Origin of the sequence: Demequina ureilytica (genome assembly GCF_048553575.1) — a bacterium.
In the GTDB taxonomy this organism is placed as follows: Bacteria; Actinomycetota; Actinomycetes; order Actinomycetales; family Demequinaceae; genus Demequina.
This window is the reverse complement of record NZ_JBLZIE010000001.1, coordinates 202,237-216,288: the sequence shown is the minus strand read 5'-3', so window position 1 is coordinate 216,288 and position 14,052 is coordinate 202,237. Positions and strand designations below refer to the sequence as shown.

Sequence of the window (14,052 nt, the reverse complement as noted above, 5' to 3'; positions counted from 1 at the left end):
GTGTCGCCTGTGGTGCCCGTGGAACTTATGCTGTTTTGCGGCTCAGTTGACGCGAGGAGCCACCGTGCCAAGTGATCCGTCCCGGGTTTAGTTCCGATTCCCATTTGGGAGGATCGTTTCATACCAAGCAATTATCCAGATGATTCTCAAACATGAGGGTAGTGTCCTGTGAGCCGCCCCCGTTGTTTGGCCCGTACTGTGTGTGAATCGTCGGGTTCCATTTCGTGGGGGCAGTGGCGAGCATAGTTGGCGGGGGCGAGGTAGCCCAGTGCTGAGTGGCATTGCACGGTGTTGTAGTCGTCCTTCCAGTCGCTGATCACGACTCGGGCGTGCAGGAGCGAGTAGAAGCGGTTAATGTTCAGGCACTCGTCGCGGATGAGTGAGCTGAGTGACTCGACGAAGCAGTTGCACCAGGGTGAGGCTGGAGGGATGTATGACAGGCCGCTGCGGGTGCCGGCCCAGCCGGCCACCGGCTGGCTGATGAACTCGGGGCCCTTGTCGCTCCTGAGCACCGCAGGGGCTCCTCGCTGGGCGGCGAGGTGAGCCGTCCCCGGTTTCTTGCCGCTCCTATGCGGGTAACAGTACCGGTGGTGTTGGCGTGGTGATGTCAGCGTAGTAGGCCGCCTCGAACTCGTCTGGTGGGACGTCTCCGAGGCGGGAGTGCAGGCGGTCCTGCTTGTACCAATCGACCCAGGCCATGGTGATCCATTCGACGTTCTCGGGACGCTTCAGCGGGCCGCCTCGAAACTGTGAATCCTCACGGATTGCTTCGTTCTTGAACAACCCGATCGTGGATTCTGCTAGAGCGTTGTCATACGCATCGCCGATCGAGCCGATCGATGCGGCGATCCCTCCCAACGCGAGGGTCTCGGCGAACGCCACGGATGTGAATTGGCTGCCAACGTCCGGGTGGTGCACGAGTCCATCTCCGATGGGGTGACCTGCATGGTCGCGTCGCCATAGTCCCATTCTTAGCGCTGTCGCTACCAGCGGGGTGGTCTTGGTCATCGATGCGTGCCAGCCGACGATGGCACGTGACCAGCAGTCGATCACGAAGGACACGTAGGCGAACCCGGCCCAGGTCCGGACGTAGGTGAAGTCCGCGACCCACCGCTGGTTCGGTGCCGGCAAGGAAGTCCCGGTCCAGCAGATCCGGTGCCCGGGTGGCGTTCTTGTTGGGCACGGTGGTGCGCACGCACTTGCCGCGGACAAGGCCGTTCATGCCGAGATCACGCATGAGTCGATCGACCTGCCGCGCACGGACGTCGAGCCCATGCCGGCGCGGATGGGGAACCATCTTGCGCCGCGCATACATCCCCTCCGGGGTCGCCGTGAGCTCGAGCAGTGCGTCGATCACGACAGCGTCGCCGCGGTCACGCGGCGACGCCTGGCGGCGCTTCATGGCCCGGTATGTTCGTGCGGCAACCCGCACGCCCTGCTCGCGCAGGCCGTTGCAGATCGACTCGACCGCACGACCCTTGGCCCGCTGCTCGTCGAGAAACCAGACGATCAACGGCGACGGGAGTCGAGTTCCCTTGGCTCAAGAAGACCGCCGCGTCCTTCAGGATCGCGTTGGCCTCACGGAGTTCGCGGTTCTCGCGTTGGAGCGCACGAATACGTGCCGATTCGCTCGAGCTGACGCCCTGGCGGCAGCAGGCATCGACCTGCGCTTGGCGCACCCAGCGGCGCAGTGACTCGAAACTGAAACCGAGCCGACCAGCGACGTTCTGGCACGCCACAGTGAGATTCTGATATTCATCGAGATGGTCAAGGACGAACCGCACAGTACGCTGCTTGGTGTCCTCCGGGATTCACTTCGGCATGGTGTCTAACCTCCTTCCAGACTCGGAAAGAAGCGGCATCAAACCGGGGACGGTTCATCGGCCCCACACTCGAACCTTGCCGACACTATCCGTGCGGCAGAGCGTGATTCTGTCCCGTTCAACGAGGTTGCCGAAGTGCGTTGATACGATCAGCGCTACGCTACGTGACCAACACGGCAGGGGAAAAATGACTAACGGAACCAAGTCTGCACTCGTGACTGGCATAACAGGGCAGGACGGCGGCCATCTTGCTCAGTTGCTTCACGAGCAGGGGTATACGGTGTATGGATTGGTGAGGGGGCAGCGCAACCCCAAGAAGGCGGAGGTCGAACGCGAGTATCCGTATGTGGAACTTATCGAAGGTGATCTCACGGATGCAACGTCGCTCTTTCGAGCGGTCGAGGTAGCAAATCCGAGCGAAATCTACAATCTCGCGGCCGTCAGCCACGTCGGTTACTCCTTCGATAACCCGTCGCTTACGGCGGATGTCACGGGCAAGGGCGTGCTCAACCTGCTTGAGGCGGTGCGACTGACTGGTCGATCAGAGTCGACGCGGGTCTATCAGGCCTCAACGTCCGAGATGTTTGGTGGCCTTGATTACAATAGGCCGGGCCGGGGTTATAACGAACAATCTCTCTTTCACCCGCGGAGTCCCTACGGCGTTGCGAAACTCTATGGCCACTGGATTGCAAGGAACTACCGCGAGAGCTACGGAATGTTCGTCTCGTGTGGAATCCTGTTCAACCACGAGGGTGAGCGCCGCGGACTCGAGTTCGTGACGCGAAAAGTTACTAACGCGGTCGCACGCATTAGCCTCGGTAAGCAAGACCACATTGTTTTGGGCGATCTGTGGCCCAAAAGAGATTGGGGCTATGCCGGAGATTACGTTCGCGGCATGTGGCAGATGATGCAGCACTCCGAGCCCGACGATTTTGTACTCGCCACGGGGCAGACTCACTCAATTGAGGACTTCTTGACCCTCGCATTCGCAGAAGTTGGAATCGGGGACTGGAGACCATATGTTCAGCAGGACCCCCGGTTCATGCGGCCCGCAGAGGTCGACATCCTGTTGGGAGACCCAACAAAGGCCGAGACCGTCCTAGGGTGGGAACGCTACGTCGACTTTCCTGGCCTAGTGAATCTCATGGTCATGCATGACCTCGAGTTCGAGCGCTCGACGTCACGCTAGAGATGTCGGTGCATACAGGCTCTCTTGTCGTCACGGGCGTGGATGGCTTTGTCGGGCGCCACGTTGCACGGCAGGCGAAGGACGCTGGGATGGCAGTCCACGGCATCGGCTACTCCAATGCTCCAGATTCGAGTGTGTCGGATTGCCTAGAGACCTACATTGCTACTGATCTTCGGCAGGGTTGGCCGTCGACAGCCAGGGCCGATTCGATCATCCATTTGGCCGCGCTAGCAGCGGTCGGACCATCTTTCGGCCAGCCGCAACGGTACATCGAAGCTAACTCAGCGATGGTGACGCATCTAGCGGAGTCTCTTGTTTCGAGCGGATTTGAGGGCACTTTACTTGCGGTCAGCAGCGGGGCCGTGTATCAACCTACGGGAGACAGCGCACAGACTGAGGCCTCCCCGATCGGCTTCACGTCGCCGTACGTAGTGAGCAAGATTCTGGTCGAGAATCAGATAGCGTACTATCGCAGACGGGGGATTCGCGCAGTTGTAACTCGTCCCTTCAACCACATCGGCCCGGGCCAGAAACCGGGATTCCTGGTGCCGGATCTCCGTCAACAACTGTTGGACCGTGACGTGACTCAGCCGATGCCCGTCGGCAACCTGACCACCTATCGCGACTACACGGATGTGCGCGACGTAGCGAGCGCGTATTTGACTCTCGTCAGGTCTCCGAGCCATCGCCATTTGGTCTACAATGTCTGTTCCGGCGTGTCGGTTGCGGGCATTGAAATTTTGGACCACATCTGCTCGGCCATGGGAATTCCGGTGCCGGAAACCTCTGCTGATCCCGCCCGATATCGCCCAGTAGATGCCCAAAGAATCACCGGCTCGAGTGAGCGGCTCCGTGAGGAATTTGGGTGGACCCCGCGCTATACGCTCCAGCAAACAATCACTGACGCCGTCGTGTAAGTGGTCGGCGAGTCAGGGAGGATCCGAAATAGGTCCGTTCAGCGCCGCAGAATCCCCGAGAAAGCCGTCGTGCCGGGTCTTCGCCTTCAGCACCGTCGACTCGGCATTGTTTGGGAGCGCCGGCGCTGTGCAGTGAGCGGCCTCCGCTGTGTATAGCCGGTCCGAGTCTACGGTGACAAAGATCGCGTGTCCCTCGAACGTCGCGAGCGCTTGCCGGGTGCCGCCGCGACCGCTACCCACATCTTGCCCCATAGGTGGAAGCCGAAATTGGGAGCAGCCAGCGCAGCCAGAATGATCTTGCTTGTGGTGGTGTTCGCCTTTTCAGGTAGCTGTCCACGATTCGGGGTCAATATGGCGGTCGACTATGCTCGGGGCACCCCTCCGCGGTTTGTGCCGATATGCTCTGAACATGGCCACGGTGACGCAGCGCATGGGGCGCGACATCAGCCAAGTCGTGTCACGTAGTTGGCTTCCAGCGGCAGGCATACCCCTCGCTGCAGTCGGCGGGTGGCAAGTGGCCCGCGGCGGCATGCACGGGTTCGTCCTCGTTATCGGGATGATCGCTGCGATTTCCGCATTCGTGGTGACCCTCAAGCGCCCCCAGATCGCGCCGTTCATCGTGATCGCGCTAGCCATCTATGACAAGCCGTTCCAGGTGGCCGGCGTCACGATGACAACGTCTCTCGCCGCTCTCGCCCTCTTCGCGCCGATCTTCTTCCGGGCTGCTACCGCGCGCCGGGTATTGCCGCGATACGCCGAGATCGGAGCGAGTGGGCTTTTGATCGGGCTTTTGATTGCCTCCGCGACGGCTGCTGACGGCGAAGCTGCACTGATCGGAACTTTGCAGTGGTTACTCGTCCTCAATATGATCTTAGGTGTCGCGGCGCTTTGCGCCAATGACAGCGCTTTGGTCCGACGCATCGCACTGGGGTTCGTAGTCGCTGGCGCTGTCGCAAGTGTTTTCGCTATTCTGCAGCGTCAAGGTATCTACTTCATCGTCGGAGCCCCTTATAGTAGTGACGTATTTGACTCGACATTCGCCTACTATAGCAATTTCGCGAACTTCGAGGCGCTCGCAACCGTAATCGGCGCGGGTCTCGCGGTCTATACGTTCCGCCGCTCCAGCGCGGTTTGGTTGCTCACAGTCGCGTGCACGCTGCTGTCCGCCTTGGGCGTGACTCTTGCCCTATCCCGCGGTGCCGCGCTGCTAGTCGCCGTCGGTCTTGTTGTGTTATTGCTCAAACAAGGATTACGGCCGGCTCGATTAATCGGTGGCGCAATCGGAATCGCGGTTGCGGGTTGGCTTATCTGGACGGTTACGCCCCAGGATGCATCGCAGCGCTTTATCGCGCGGTTCAGCGAAACCCAAGGCGGAGACTCATTGCGATCGCTTCTGCAAGCGGGTGGGACGGAGACGCTCCTGCAAACTCCACTGGGCATCGGTTTCGACAACTTCCGTTCACTTATTGAATCGGGCCTCATAAGCGCGCCCCAAGCTCTGGCCCACGCCCACAGCACCTACATCCAAATGGGTCTTGATGGTGGATGGCTTGGGCTCGCTGGCTTCCTCATCCTCGCCGTCGGCGCAGTTCTCAGCGCTCTTCGGTCCAAGGACAACACCGTCCGGATCACATTCGGTGCTGCCCTCGCGGGGTTACTTGTTCAGGTCACCCAGGACTACTTCTTCCTGGAGCCCGCGTCGCTTGTTTTCTTCGGACTGCTCGTCGCAGGCGCAATTGCAAAATCATCAACGCGCGCCAGTTCGGGTGGTGCTCCCACAGTGGAACGTCGGATGCACGTTAGGCGATGAGCGCTGCGTAGAGGCTGATGGCCTGTGCATGGATGGCCGTCCAACGTGACGAAGCGCATGCGAACTTTATTGCTTCGGGATGATGGCCGGGGCGACGACGTTGCCGATGTAGTCCATCCCCTCGTGGGTGGGATGCAGTGAATCTGGCTGATATGTCCCATCAGCATTGTCCGCCGTCGTTGCCTCCATCCGTGGGGAGAGGTCGATCACACCAACTCCCGCGCTTGCATCTTCCACCTCGCGCATACCCTCGATGTATGCCGACCAAGGCGCGGCATAGCTCCCCGCAGATTGGAAGTTAGCAACGAGCCCGATTGCGTAGCGCCCCGTCACGTACTGTCGGAACTGGCTGATGAGCGTTAGGAGGGATGCCCCGAAAATTGCCACCGAAACCATCCGCGCTCGCTGGCCATTCAACCCGAGCTCTAGGCGCACAAGACCTGGCCCTACCGAGCGGGTATCGCCGTGTCGGGAGATGTTTTGCGCGAAGTCGACGGTGGCCGCAAAACCCGAGTGGCGCGCCTCCATGACGTGAACTCCCTTGGAGTAGTCGCCATCGAGAACTAAAAGCCAGTGCAGATGAACGATTCCGCTTACCCAAGTAACAATGAGCGTGTGAGCCCCTGCGGTAAGCCCGGTGAGGTTAACGTGCCTACCGCTGAGGGCAATTGAGTCAGTCGATGTTGCAAAGGTGACGGTGACAGGGGGTGCGCCATCGGGGGAGTAGGCGAACGAGCCAGCGCTGTTGTACTCGCGGGCGTGGAAGAGGACAGCATCTGTGCCCGTGAACGGAATAGTGACCGTACCAGCAGCTGACATCCTCACGTTGCGTCGCCCAGGACCGAAGTCCGCCCTGATTTCGACGCCCCGGTGAACGCCCGTTGGCCGGGGAGTGCTGAACCCGCGTAGTAGGACGGCAGGTGTCGGGTTCCGGTTGCACCAGTGCTCGGCGCGATCAGTGGGAGGCGGGCGCGTAGGGCGCGTTGTAGCGCCTCACTGGAACGCTTCGACAGGTTCACATTCCCGGCTCCCTCGATTGTGGAATCCCCGATCCATACGATGGGAACCTTGGAATCGTGACGCTCCGAAAGACGCGCGTGGAAGGGGCGTAGCCACTCGGCGTCTGCTTGGGGCGCCGTTTCGACCGCCGCTGCAATCGTGCCATATAAACAGGAGGATGCGTTCGTGCGAGGGCAGGTGCACGTATGCGCCTAACCAGCCCGCGCATCGGCCGCGTGAAGGCTAGAGCGACCGCTCGAACTCCTGCATGAACGCGTTGAGCTGACCGGATTCGACCAGGAATCCGTCGTGGCCCACGGGGGAGTGGACCACCTTGACTCCGTCGGAGCCGGACATCGCCTGGTCGAGCCGCTGCGAGTTCTTGAGCGGGTAGAGGCGGTCGGAGTCGACCGCGATCACCAGCGCGGGGTCCGTGTAGCGGGCCAGTGCGGTCTCGACGCCGCCACGGCCGCGCCCCACGTCGTGGCTCTGGATGGCCTGCGCGAGCCGTACATACGTGTTCGCGTCGAACCGTCGCGCGAGCTTGCGGGCATGGTGCTGCAGGTAACTCTGAATGGCAAACAGCCCGCCCTTGCCCAGCGGGTCGCTATCACCCTGGTACTGGCGGCCGAACCTGTCGGCGAGCTCCCGTTCCGACCTATACGTGGCGTGCGCAATCACGCGCGCGATGCCCAGCCCCATGTGCGGGCCTTCGCCGTGCGGTTCGTGGCGAGCGCCGGTGCTGCGCGGACATCGCCAGCAAACTCCGGTCTGGTCAAAGACTGCGCTCGAACTGCCTTGCCTCATCGATGAGTGCTGGCCAGTCCGCGAGGAAACTGTCGTGGCCGCTCGTTGCTTCCAACACGGTGACCTCAGCGCCATTCGGGAGCGCGGCTGCCGTGCTACGAGCGTCCTCAACCGTGTAGAGCCGGTCAGAGTCCACGGCCACCACGAGTGCTTGGCCCTCGAAGGCCGCCAGGGCCGGCTTGGCTCCACCTCGACCACGCCCAACATCGTGCGTGTTGACAGCGTGGATCATGCGCAGGTACGAGTTCGCATCGAACCGGCCCACGAGTTTGCGGCCGTGGTGGGCCAGGTAGCTCTGCACCGCGAACTGACCGTCCGGCGTCAGCGGGTCTCCGTGCTGAACCTCACGACCGAACCGGGCCTCGAGCTCTGCAGACGTTCTATAGGTCGTGTGCGCAATCTCGCGCGCGAGGGCGAGGCCCCGCTCAGGGCCGGCTTCCGTCTCGTAGTAGTCGCCACCGAGGAAGTCGGGGTCCAACTTGATCGCCTGTGCTTGGGCCGAGCCCCACGCGATCTGATCTGCGGTGGTGGCCGCGGTCGCGCCGATCACGCCGATTCCCCTCACACGCTCCGGGTAGGTCGCCGCCCACTCGAGCGCTCGGAGCCCGCCCAGCGACGGACCGAGGACCATGCGCCAGCGGTCGATGCCGAGCGCATCGGCCAGGCGAACCTCCGCCGCGACCATGTCGCGCACGGTCACCCAAGGAAAACGGGAGCCCCATGGCTTGCCGTCCTCGGGGTGGGGGTGTGCCGGGCCGGTGGTGCCCTGGCAGCCGCCCACGACGTTGGCGCACACAATGAAGTGACGCTCGGGGTCGATGGCCTTGCCTGGGCCTACGACTCCCGGCCACCAGCCGGCGCTGGGGTGGCCAGGACCGGCTTCTCCCATCACGTGGCTGTCGCCCGTGAACGCGTGCGCCACGTAGATGGCGTTGTCTTTGGGCTCGTTCAGTTCGCCCCACGTCTCGTAGGCGAGGGAAACGTCGATGGCGCCAAGCGGATCGGCTTCGAGCGGGAGCGCCTCGATCTCAAGGAACTGGCGGTGGCCCACCGGGTCGCCGGGGCGCCAGGCCGCGGTCGCGCGCGGCTGTTCGCCGCGGGTGCTGCTGCCTGGCGCCACCGACGCTCGGGTATCGGTCATGGGTCAGGCCGTCGCTGCCTGTCCGGCGCCTTCGCGAACCTTCTTCGCTGCGGCGAAGCCCAGCTCGAGGTCCGCGAGGATGTCCTCGATGTGCTCGAGGCCCACGGCCAGGCGCACCAGCCCCGGCGTGACGCCGGCTGCCGCCTGCTCCTCCGCGGTGAGCTGCGAGTGCGTGGTGGTCGCGGGGTGGATCACCAGCGATCGGACGTCGCCGATGTTGGCGACCAGCGAGTGCAGGTCGAGGGCGTCGACGAAGGCCTGTCCGGCCTCCTTGCCGCCCTCGATGTCGAAGGCCAGCACGGCGCCGCCGCCGCGCGGTGCGTACTTCTGCTGCAGCGCGTGCCACGGCGAGGACTCCAGGCCGGTGTAGGCGACGGACAGGACGTCGTCGCGGGCCTCGAGGTAGTGCGCGACCTTGCCGGCGTTCTCGACGTGGCGCTCGATGCGCAGCGATAGCGTCTCGATGCCCTGCGAGATGAGGAAGGCGTTGAACGGAGAGATCGCGGGTCCGGTGTCGCGCAGCAGTTGCACCCGCGCCTTGAGGATGAAGGACAGGTTGGCGCCGAAGGCCGAGCCGACTCCGAGATCGCGGGCGTAGACCAGGCCGTGGTAGCTCGGGTCCGGGGTGTTGTACTGCGGGAACCGCTCCGGGTACTGGGCGAAGTCGAACGCGCCGCCGTCGACAATTGCCCCGCCGATCGCGGTGCCGTGTCCGCCCAGATACTTGGTGGCCGAGTGGGTCACGATGTCCGCGCCCCACTTGAGGGGCTCGACCAGGTACGGCGTGGCGACGGTGTTGTCGATGATCAGAGGCACGCCTAGCTCGTGGGCGACGCCGGCGACGACCTCGATGTCCAGCACATCCTGCTTGGGGTTGGAGATCGACTCGCCAAAGAACGCCTTGGTGTTGGGCTTGGCGGCCGCGCGCCAGGACTCCGGGTCATCCGGGTTCTCGACGAACGAGACCTCGATGCCGAACTTGGGCAGCGTGTAGTGGAACAGGTTGTACGTGCCGCCGTAGAGCGAGGGGGAGGAGACGATGTGGTCGCCGGCCTCCGCCAGGTTCTGGATCGCGATGGTGTTCGCCGCGGATCCCGAGGCGAGCAGCAACGCGCCCACGCCGCCCTCGAGCGCCGCGATGCGGTCCTCGACGGCCTGCTGGGTGGGGTTGCCGATGCGCGTGTAAATGGGTCCGAGCTCGGCGAGAGCGAAGCGGGCCGCAGCCTGCTCCGTGTCCTCGAAGACGTAGGAGGTGGTCTGGTGGATCGGCAGCGCGCGGGCACCGGTGGCGGGGTCGGGGACCTGGCCGGCATGGATCTGCTTGGTTTCGAAGGCCCAGCTATCGCGGGTCATGGGGTTCTCCTCGGGTTGTCGTTTGCGTGGTCGTTGCTGTGGTGATCTGTTGAGGCTGTCGGCCCGTCATCACCCGCGAGACGCAAGCGGGATCGCCGCCGGCCCACGGCCCATGAACGGGCCTGGTGTCACGTGGCATGTGCCCGAGGGGCGGCTGCCGGCCCGGGTGGGGCCGGTCGCGGTTCGCCTTTGGAGAGGCGCGCCCGAGCGGGCGCACGCCGAACGTGCGCTGGTCAGCGACACATTCGACGGAACATGTTTGGGAGTCTAGGACAGAGTGGTGCGCACAACCAAACCCGTCCCGCCCACGGGCCGGTGTGAAGGCATTCCTGACGCGGAACAGGGGTCCTTGTGGGCCTTTTTCACCATCGTGAGCGAAAACGCCCCTTGGCGTCACACGTTGTCTATTGCGCGGAAACCCAGCATGGGTAGACTGCACGCGGCGCTGAGGGGTGTCTATAGCAAAGCGGGGGAATTCTGTGGCAAAGCGTCGAACGCATCGGACGCACGGAACGCATCCGGTGCATCGGGGTTACGAGCCGCCTTGGCTCAAGCGCGAATTTGGGGGAATGCCCAACTGGGGCACGCTCGTGGTGCTCGCCATGTTGGGGGCGATGGTGTTCTTTGTCATCTCGGAACGGGCACAAACCAGCGCTGACACCGGCTTGATGCCGGCTGCTGAGGTGACTCCGCGTGCGTCTGCCGCCCCGTCTGCGGTACAAGCTCCCGAGCCCACCCGTGTGGTGGCGGTCAGCGACTCGTACACCGCTGGCTCAGCGGAGGACTCGGGTGCTGAGTCGCGGTGGCCTGCGTCCATTGGTGTGGAGCCCATTGCTACCTCCGGAGTGGGCTACGTCCAAGGAGGTGCAGAGGGCTCCTTTGTCGCCCTTGCAGGCGAGATACCTGCGGGCGCCACGACGGTCGTGTTCTTTGGCAGCCGGAATGACATGTCCTATGGGTACGACGCCGTTCGGGAAGGCGCCGATGCGGCGTTCGCTACCGCTCTTTCGATTGCGCCGGACGCCACCATGATTGTCATTGGTCCGCCCTGGGTGGACGCGGACCCGCCAGCGGAGATCCTCACGGTGCGGGACGCCGTTTCCGACGCGGCATCGGCGGTCGAGGCGACCTGGGTCGACCCGATCGCCGAAGGCTGGTTCGTCGACGACGAACAGTTGATCGGCTCCGACGGTGTTCACCCCACTGACGCGGGTCACGCGTTCCTCGCGGAGCGGATCAGCGAGATCCTCGCCGCCTCCAGAGGCTGAGTTCGGACGCCCAACTGCGCCACTCCTGACGCGCCGCCGGGTGAGTGTGCGTTCCCCTCGCTAGCCCCGCTTCTCGCTCCTGGTACCCCCATAACTGGGGGGTTGACCCTCGTTCGACCACGCCGCAACGATAGTGATGTACATCACACGAGACATCACGAACTCGGGGGAGTGGCCTATGCACTGGAGCACGATCCGAAGCCATCAGCGACCAGCCCGGTGGCGATATCGCTCCAGTCCCCCGCGAAACCGTGACGCGCACCGCGCGGGCCTCCGCGCACAGACCCTGCTCACTGTCGAGACGCAGGGCGGGCGCTCATGATCAAGTGGTTGTAGAGATCCCCAGAGACTCCTAGTGGCGAGGCCTGTTGCCAGGCCTGCCCCCGCATTGGCCGCGCTGAGAGCGCTTCGCTGGCCTTGACGGGCGCGCGTTGAACGGACCGCGTGGCACACACGTCAGTTCGGTCTCATTCCCGGTAATGGCTGTTGACACGGGGTGACGCTGCCGAAAGCATGGGGACGCGCGCATAGCGGATGGGCGCCACGATTCTGAGGGGAATTGCATGCGCTCGAGTGTCCTGGTCTCCATTGACTCGTACCGGGCGAGGCTCCTCGCTGGGCTTACCGCCATGACGGCCCTGCTGGCGGTGATGCTGATACCTGCCGCGCCGGCAGCTGCCGAGGAGGAGCAGGGGTACCTGACGATCACTACCTCCTCTCCCGACGATGAAAGAGAGGTCGTGGCGGGCGAGTGGTACGAGTTCACCTACGAGGTCCACAACGACACCGGTGCGCCCCTGACAGTTGACCGCGGCGCTTTTGTCGACATCTTGTTTGCCTTCGACCCCGAGTACTCTGCCCACCCGGCGAGGCGCGACTGCAACTTCGAACCCGACGTCCACTGGGACTTTGAGATCAACCGCGTTGTTGGGCTGTGGACTCTCGCATTGCCCACTGTCATCGATCCGGGCCTCGTGGGCGAGTGCACGTTCCGCTACGAAGCGACGAGCCACGATGTCGACTACGGCGGCCTGTGGACCATGCTCATCGTCCACTCGTCATCCGACTGGGGGGACTGGGAGTCCTGGATCGAGCATGCGATCACCGCACCCGGGGTGAACTACTGGCCCGAGGTGGCGGGCGATGGCCGGGCCGGCCATACCCTCACTGCCTCCACCGGATATTGGGGGCCGCTGGTGCCACCGCACGTCCCGGAACTTGAGTACCAGTGGTATCGAGGAGTCAACGCGATCCCGCGCGCAACCTCCCGCACGTACATCCCTACGACGGCTGACGTGGGCGAGGAGTTGTCGGTCGGCGTGTTCTCACCCGGAGTGGCACTCGAGAAGTTCTCGGACGCTGTCGTGATCGAGCCCGCCGGGCCCGTGGTGCTTACGGACGTCTCGGACAACGAGTCGTCGCGCTACTACTCCGAGTTCTACGACGAGATCACGTGGTTCGCGGAGCAGGGGATCACCACCGGCTACTCGAACGGCGACGGCACCAGCCAGTACCGGCCGTTCGGCAAGGTCACGCGCGACGCGATGGCCGCATTCCTGTACCGGTACGCGGGTGAGCCCGAGACGGTGCCGCCCGCGGAGTCACCCTTTGTGGACGTGACCCCGGCCAGCTCGGACTTCTATGGTGAGATCGCTTGGCTCTCGGACCAGAGGATCACCAAGGGCTGGGACACCCATGCCGGTGTGGAGTATCGCCCGTTCGAGCCCATCACTCGCGATGCGATGGCGGCCTTCCTCTATCGGTACGCGGGCGAGCCTCGGTTCGACGCGCCCGCGGAGTCGCCGTTCGTCGATGTGGATCGCATCCACCACGAGTTCTACACGGAGATCGCATGGCTCGCGGAGTCAGGGATCACCACCGGGTGGGATACGTCCGCAGGCAAGGAGTTCCGGCCTTTCGAGCCCATCACTCGCGACGCGATGGCGGCATTCATCTACCGCTACAACGAGATGTTCGGCGAGGTTGCGCCCGAGTTGGGTGCGCTGTCGGAGTCTCCGGAGCCTTCCGGCTCGACCGCGCGGTCTTCGCTTGCGGGGCCGTCGAGCGGGCCGTACTCGAGCGCCTCGGCTGGCTCATGTGTGGACGCCTCGGTCTGCGCCGCGCTTGCTGAGGAGCGGGTGAAGCCCACGGGGAAGTAAGGCCCCTCCCGCTCATCGGCCGCCTCCGCGCCTATGCGAGCGTGCGCACGCGTCTGTTTCGATGCGTCTGAACCGCCTGGATCGAGCGATGCCCCCGGTTCGGGTCCCTTCCGGTTGAAGACATGCCTGCGTTGTGCCTAACGTGGGGTGAAATGTCCGCTTTATGGGAGGAGACCAGCATGGTTGCACGGTTGTATGCACGGGTTCTTGGAATCATCCTCGCGCTGTTGGCGATCGTGGGGTTCTTCATCGAGGACGAGTTGCTCCTCGACTTCATGAACGTCGACATCTTTCTTGATGTGGTGCGCCTGCTGCTCGCAGTGCTGCTCATCTGGGTCGGCTTCTTCCGTACGTCTCCCCAGGCGCTCAACGCGGTGCTGGGGATCACGGCCGTCAGCTACCTCGGCGTAGGCCTGCTGGGCCTGTTCGACCGTGAGCTCTTTGGCCTGCTGCCCACCGGCCTGACCGGCTTCGACTTGGTCTTCCACATCGTGCTCGGTATCGCCACGGTCGCGGTGATGCTGGTGCCCGGTCGCTCGGGTGCAGGGGACGCCCACACGGGCGACCCCCGGCCGCGGGCGTAACT

10 protein-coding genes and 2 pseudogenes are annotated in these 14,052 nt (G+C 63.6%); 6 read left to right on the top strand and 6 right to left on the bottom strand.

From position 1 onward, the window contains the following. Nucleotides 1–146 precede the first annotated feature (146 nt). Nucleotides 147–548, bottom strand: a pseudogene (locus ACNI3K_RS00930) (integrase core domain-containing protein); the annotation flags it as partial. Between the two features lie 19 nt (nt 549–567). Next, nucleotides 568–1,811: pseudogene (locus tag ACNI3K_RS00925) on the bottom strand (IS3 family transposase). A 199-nt stretch (nt 1,812–2,010) separates the two neighbouring features. Between ACNI3K_RS00925 and ACNI3K_RS00920 the strand changes: the two are divergent. From ACNI3K_RS00920 to ACNI3K_RS00910, 3 genes are all read left to right on the top strand, one after another. Then, on the top strand, nt 2,011–3,012 hold the full coding sequence (locus ACNI3K_RS00920) for a GDP-mannose 4,6-dehydratase (protein ID WP_419389984.1): 1,002 nt from the start codon (nt 2,011–2,013) through the stop codon (nt 3,010–3,012). A gap of 2 nt (nt 3,013–3,014) precedes the next feature. Further along, nucleotides 3,015–3,929 (top strand): NAD-dependent epimerase/dehydratase family protein, encoded by a 915-nt coding sequence (locus tag ACNI3K_RS00915; protein WP_419389983.1) that lies wholly within the window; start codon nt 3,015–3,017, stop codon nt 3,927–3,929. Between the two features lie 409 nt (nt 3,930–4,338). Next, on the top strand, nt 4,339–5,739 hold the full coding sequence (locus ACNI3K_RS00910; RefSeq protein ID WP_419389982.1) for an O-antigen ligase family protein: 1,401 nt from the start codon (nt 4,339–4,341) through the stop codon (nt 5,737–5,739). A gap of 66 nt (nt 5,740–5,805) precedes the next feature. Here ACNI3K_RS00910 and ACNI3K_RS00905 read toward each other — a convergent pair whose 3' ends face one another. From ACNI3K_RS00905 to ACNI3K_RS00890, 4 genes are all read right to left on the bottom strand, one after another. Continuing rightward, nucleotides 5,806–6,564: an SGNH/GDSL hydrolase family protein gene (locus ACNI3K_RS00905; RefSeq protein WP_419389981.1), complete on the bottom strand. Its 759-nt coding sequence runs from the start codon at nt 6,562–6,564 to the stop codon at nt 5,806–5,808. A 417-nt stretch (nt 6,565–6,981) separates the two neighbouring features. Further along, a complete protein-coding gene (locus tag ACNI3K_RS00900) occupies nt 6,982–7,440 on the bottom strand; it encodes a homoserine O-acetyltransferase family protein (protein WP_419389980.1) in 459 nt (152 codons plus the stop codon). Nucleotides 7,441–7,513: 73 nt separating this feature from the next. Then, nucleotides 7,514–8,686, bottom strand: a complete 1,173-nt coding sequence (gene metX / locus ACNI3K_RS00895; RefSeq protein WP_419389979.1) for a homoserine O-acetyltransferase MetX — start codon at nt 8,684–8,686, stop codon at nt 7,514–7,516. A gap of 3 nt (nt 8,687–8,689) precedes the next feature. Next, complete coding sequence (locus ACNI3K_RS00890; protein WP_419389978.1) at nt 8,690–10,039, bottom strand: bifunctional o-acetylhomoserine/o-acetylserine sulfhydrylase; 1,350 nt, start codon at nt 10,037–10,039, stop codon at nt 8,690–8,692. Nucleotides 10,040–10,560: 521 nt separating this feature from the next. On the opposite strand from ACNI3K_RS00890, the gene ACNI3K_RS00885 reads away from it, so the two are divergent. The 3 genes from ACNI3K_RS00885 (at nt 10,561) to ACNI3K_RS00875 (ending at nt 14,050) form a co-directional block, all read left to right on the top strand. Beyond that, a complete protein-coding gene (locus ACNI3K_RS00885; protein WP_419389977.1) occupies nt 10,561–11,307 on the top strand; it encodes an SGNH/GDSL hydrolase family protein in 747 nt (248 codons plus the stop codon). Nucleotides 11,308–11,870: 563 nt separating this feature from the next. Next, nucleotides 11,871–13,466 (top strand): S-layer homology domain-containing protein, encoded by a 1,596-nt coding sequence (locus ACNI3K_RS00880; protein WP_419389976.1) that lies wholly within the window; start codon nt 11,871–11,873, stop codon nt 13,464–13,466. 179 nt (nt 13,467–13,645) lie between these two features. After that, a complete protein-coding gene (locus tag ACNI3K_RS00875; protein WP_419389975.1) occupies nt 13,646–14,050 on the top strand; it encodes a DUF4383 domain-containing protein in 405 nt (134 codons plus the stop codon). Nucleotides 14,051–14,052 lie beyond the last annotated feature (2 nt).

Bases quoted from the DNA above. Each gene is read 5' to 3' on its own strand.
- ACNI3K_RS00920 (WP_419389984.1), top strand. From the start codon at position 2,011: ATGACTAACGGAACCAAGTCTGCACTCGTGACTGGCATAACAGGGCAG.
- ACNI3K_RS00915 (WP_419389983.1), top strand. From the start codon at position 3,015: ATGTCGGTGCATACAGGCTCTCTTGTCGTCACGGGCGTGGATGGCTTT.
- ACNI3K_RS00910 (WP_419389982.1), top strand. From the start codon at position 4,339: ATGGCCACGGTGACGCAGCGCATGGGGCGCGACATCAGCCAAGTCGTG.
- ACNI3K_RS00900 (WP_419389980.1), bottom strand. From the start codon at position 7,440: ATGGGGCTGGGCATCGCGCGCGTGATTGCGCACGCCACGTATAGGTCG.
- metX (WP_419389979.1), bottom strand. From the start codon at position 8,686: ATGACCGATACCCGAGCGTCGGTGGCGCCAGGCAGCAGCACCCGCGGC.
- ACNI3K_RS00890 (WP_419389978.1), bottom strand. From the start codon at position 10,039: ATGACCCGCGATAGCTGGGCCTTCGAAACCAAGCAGATCCATGCCGGC.
- ACNI3K_RS00880 (WP_419389976.1), top strand. From the start codon at position 11,871: ATGCGCTCGAGTGTCCTGGTCTCCATTGACTCGTACCGGGCGAGGCTC.
- ACNI3K_RS00875 (WP_419389975.1), top strand. From the start codon at position 13,646: ATGGTTGCACGGTTGTATGCACGGGTTCTTGGAATCATCCTCGCGCTG.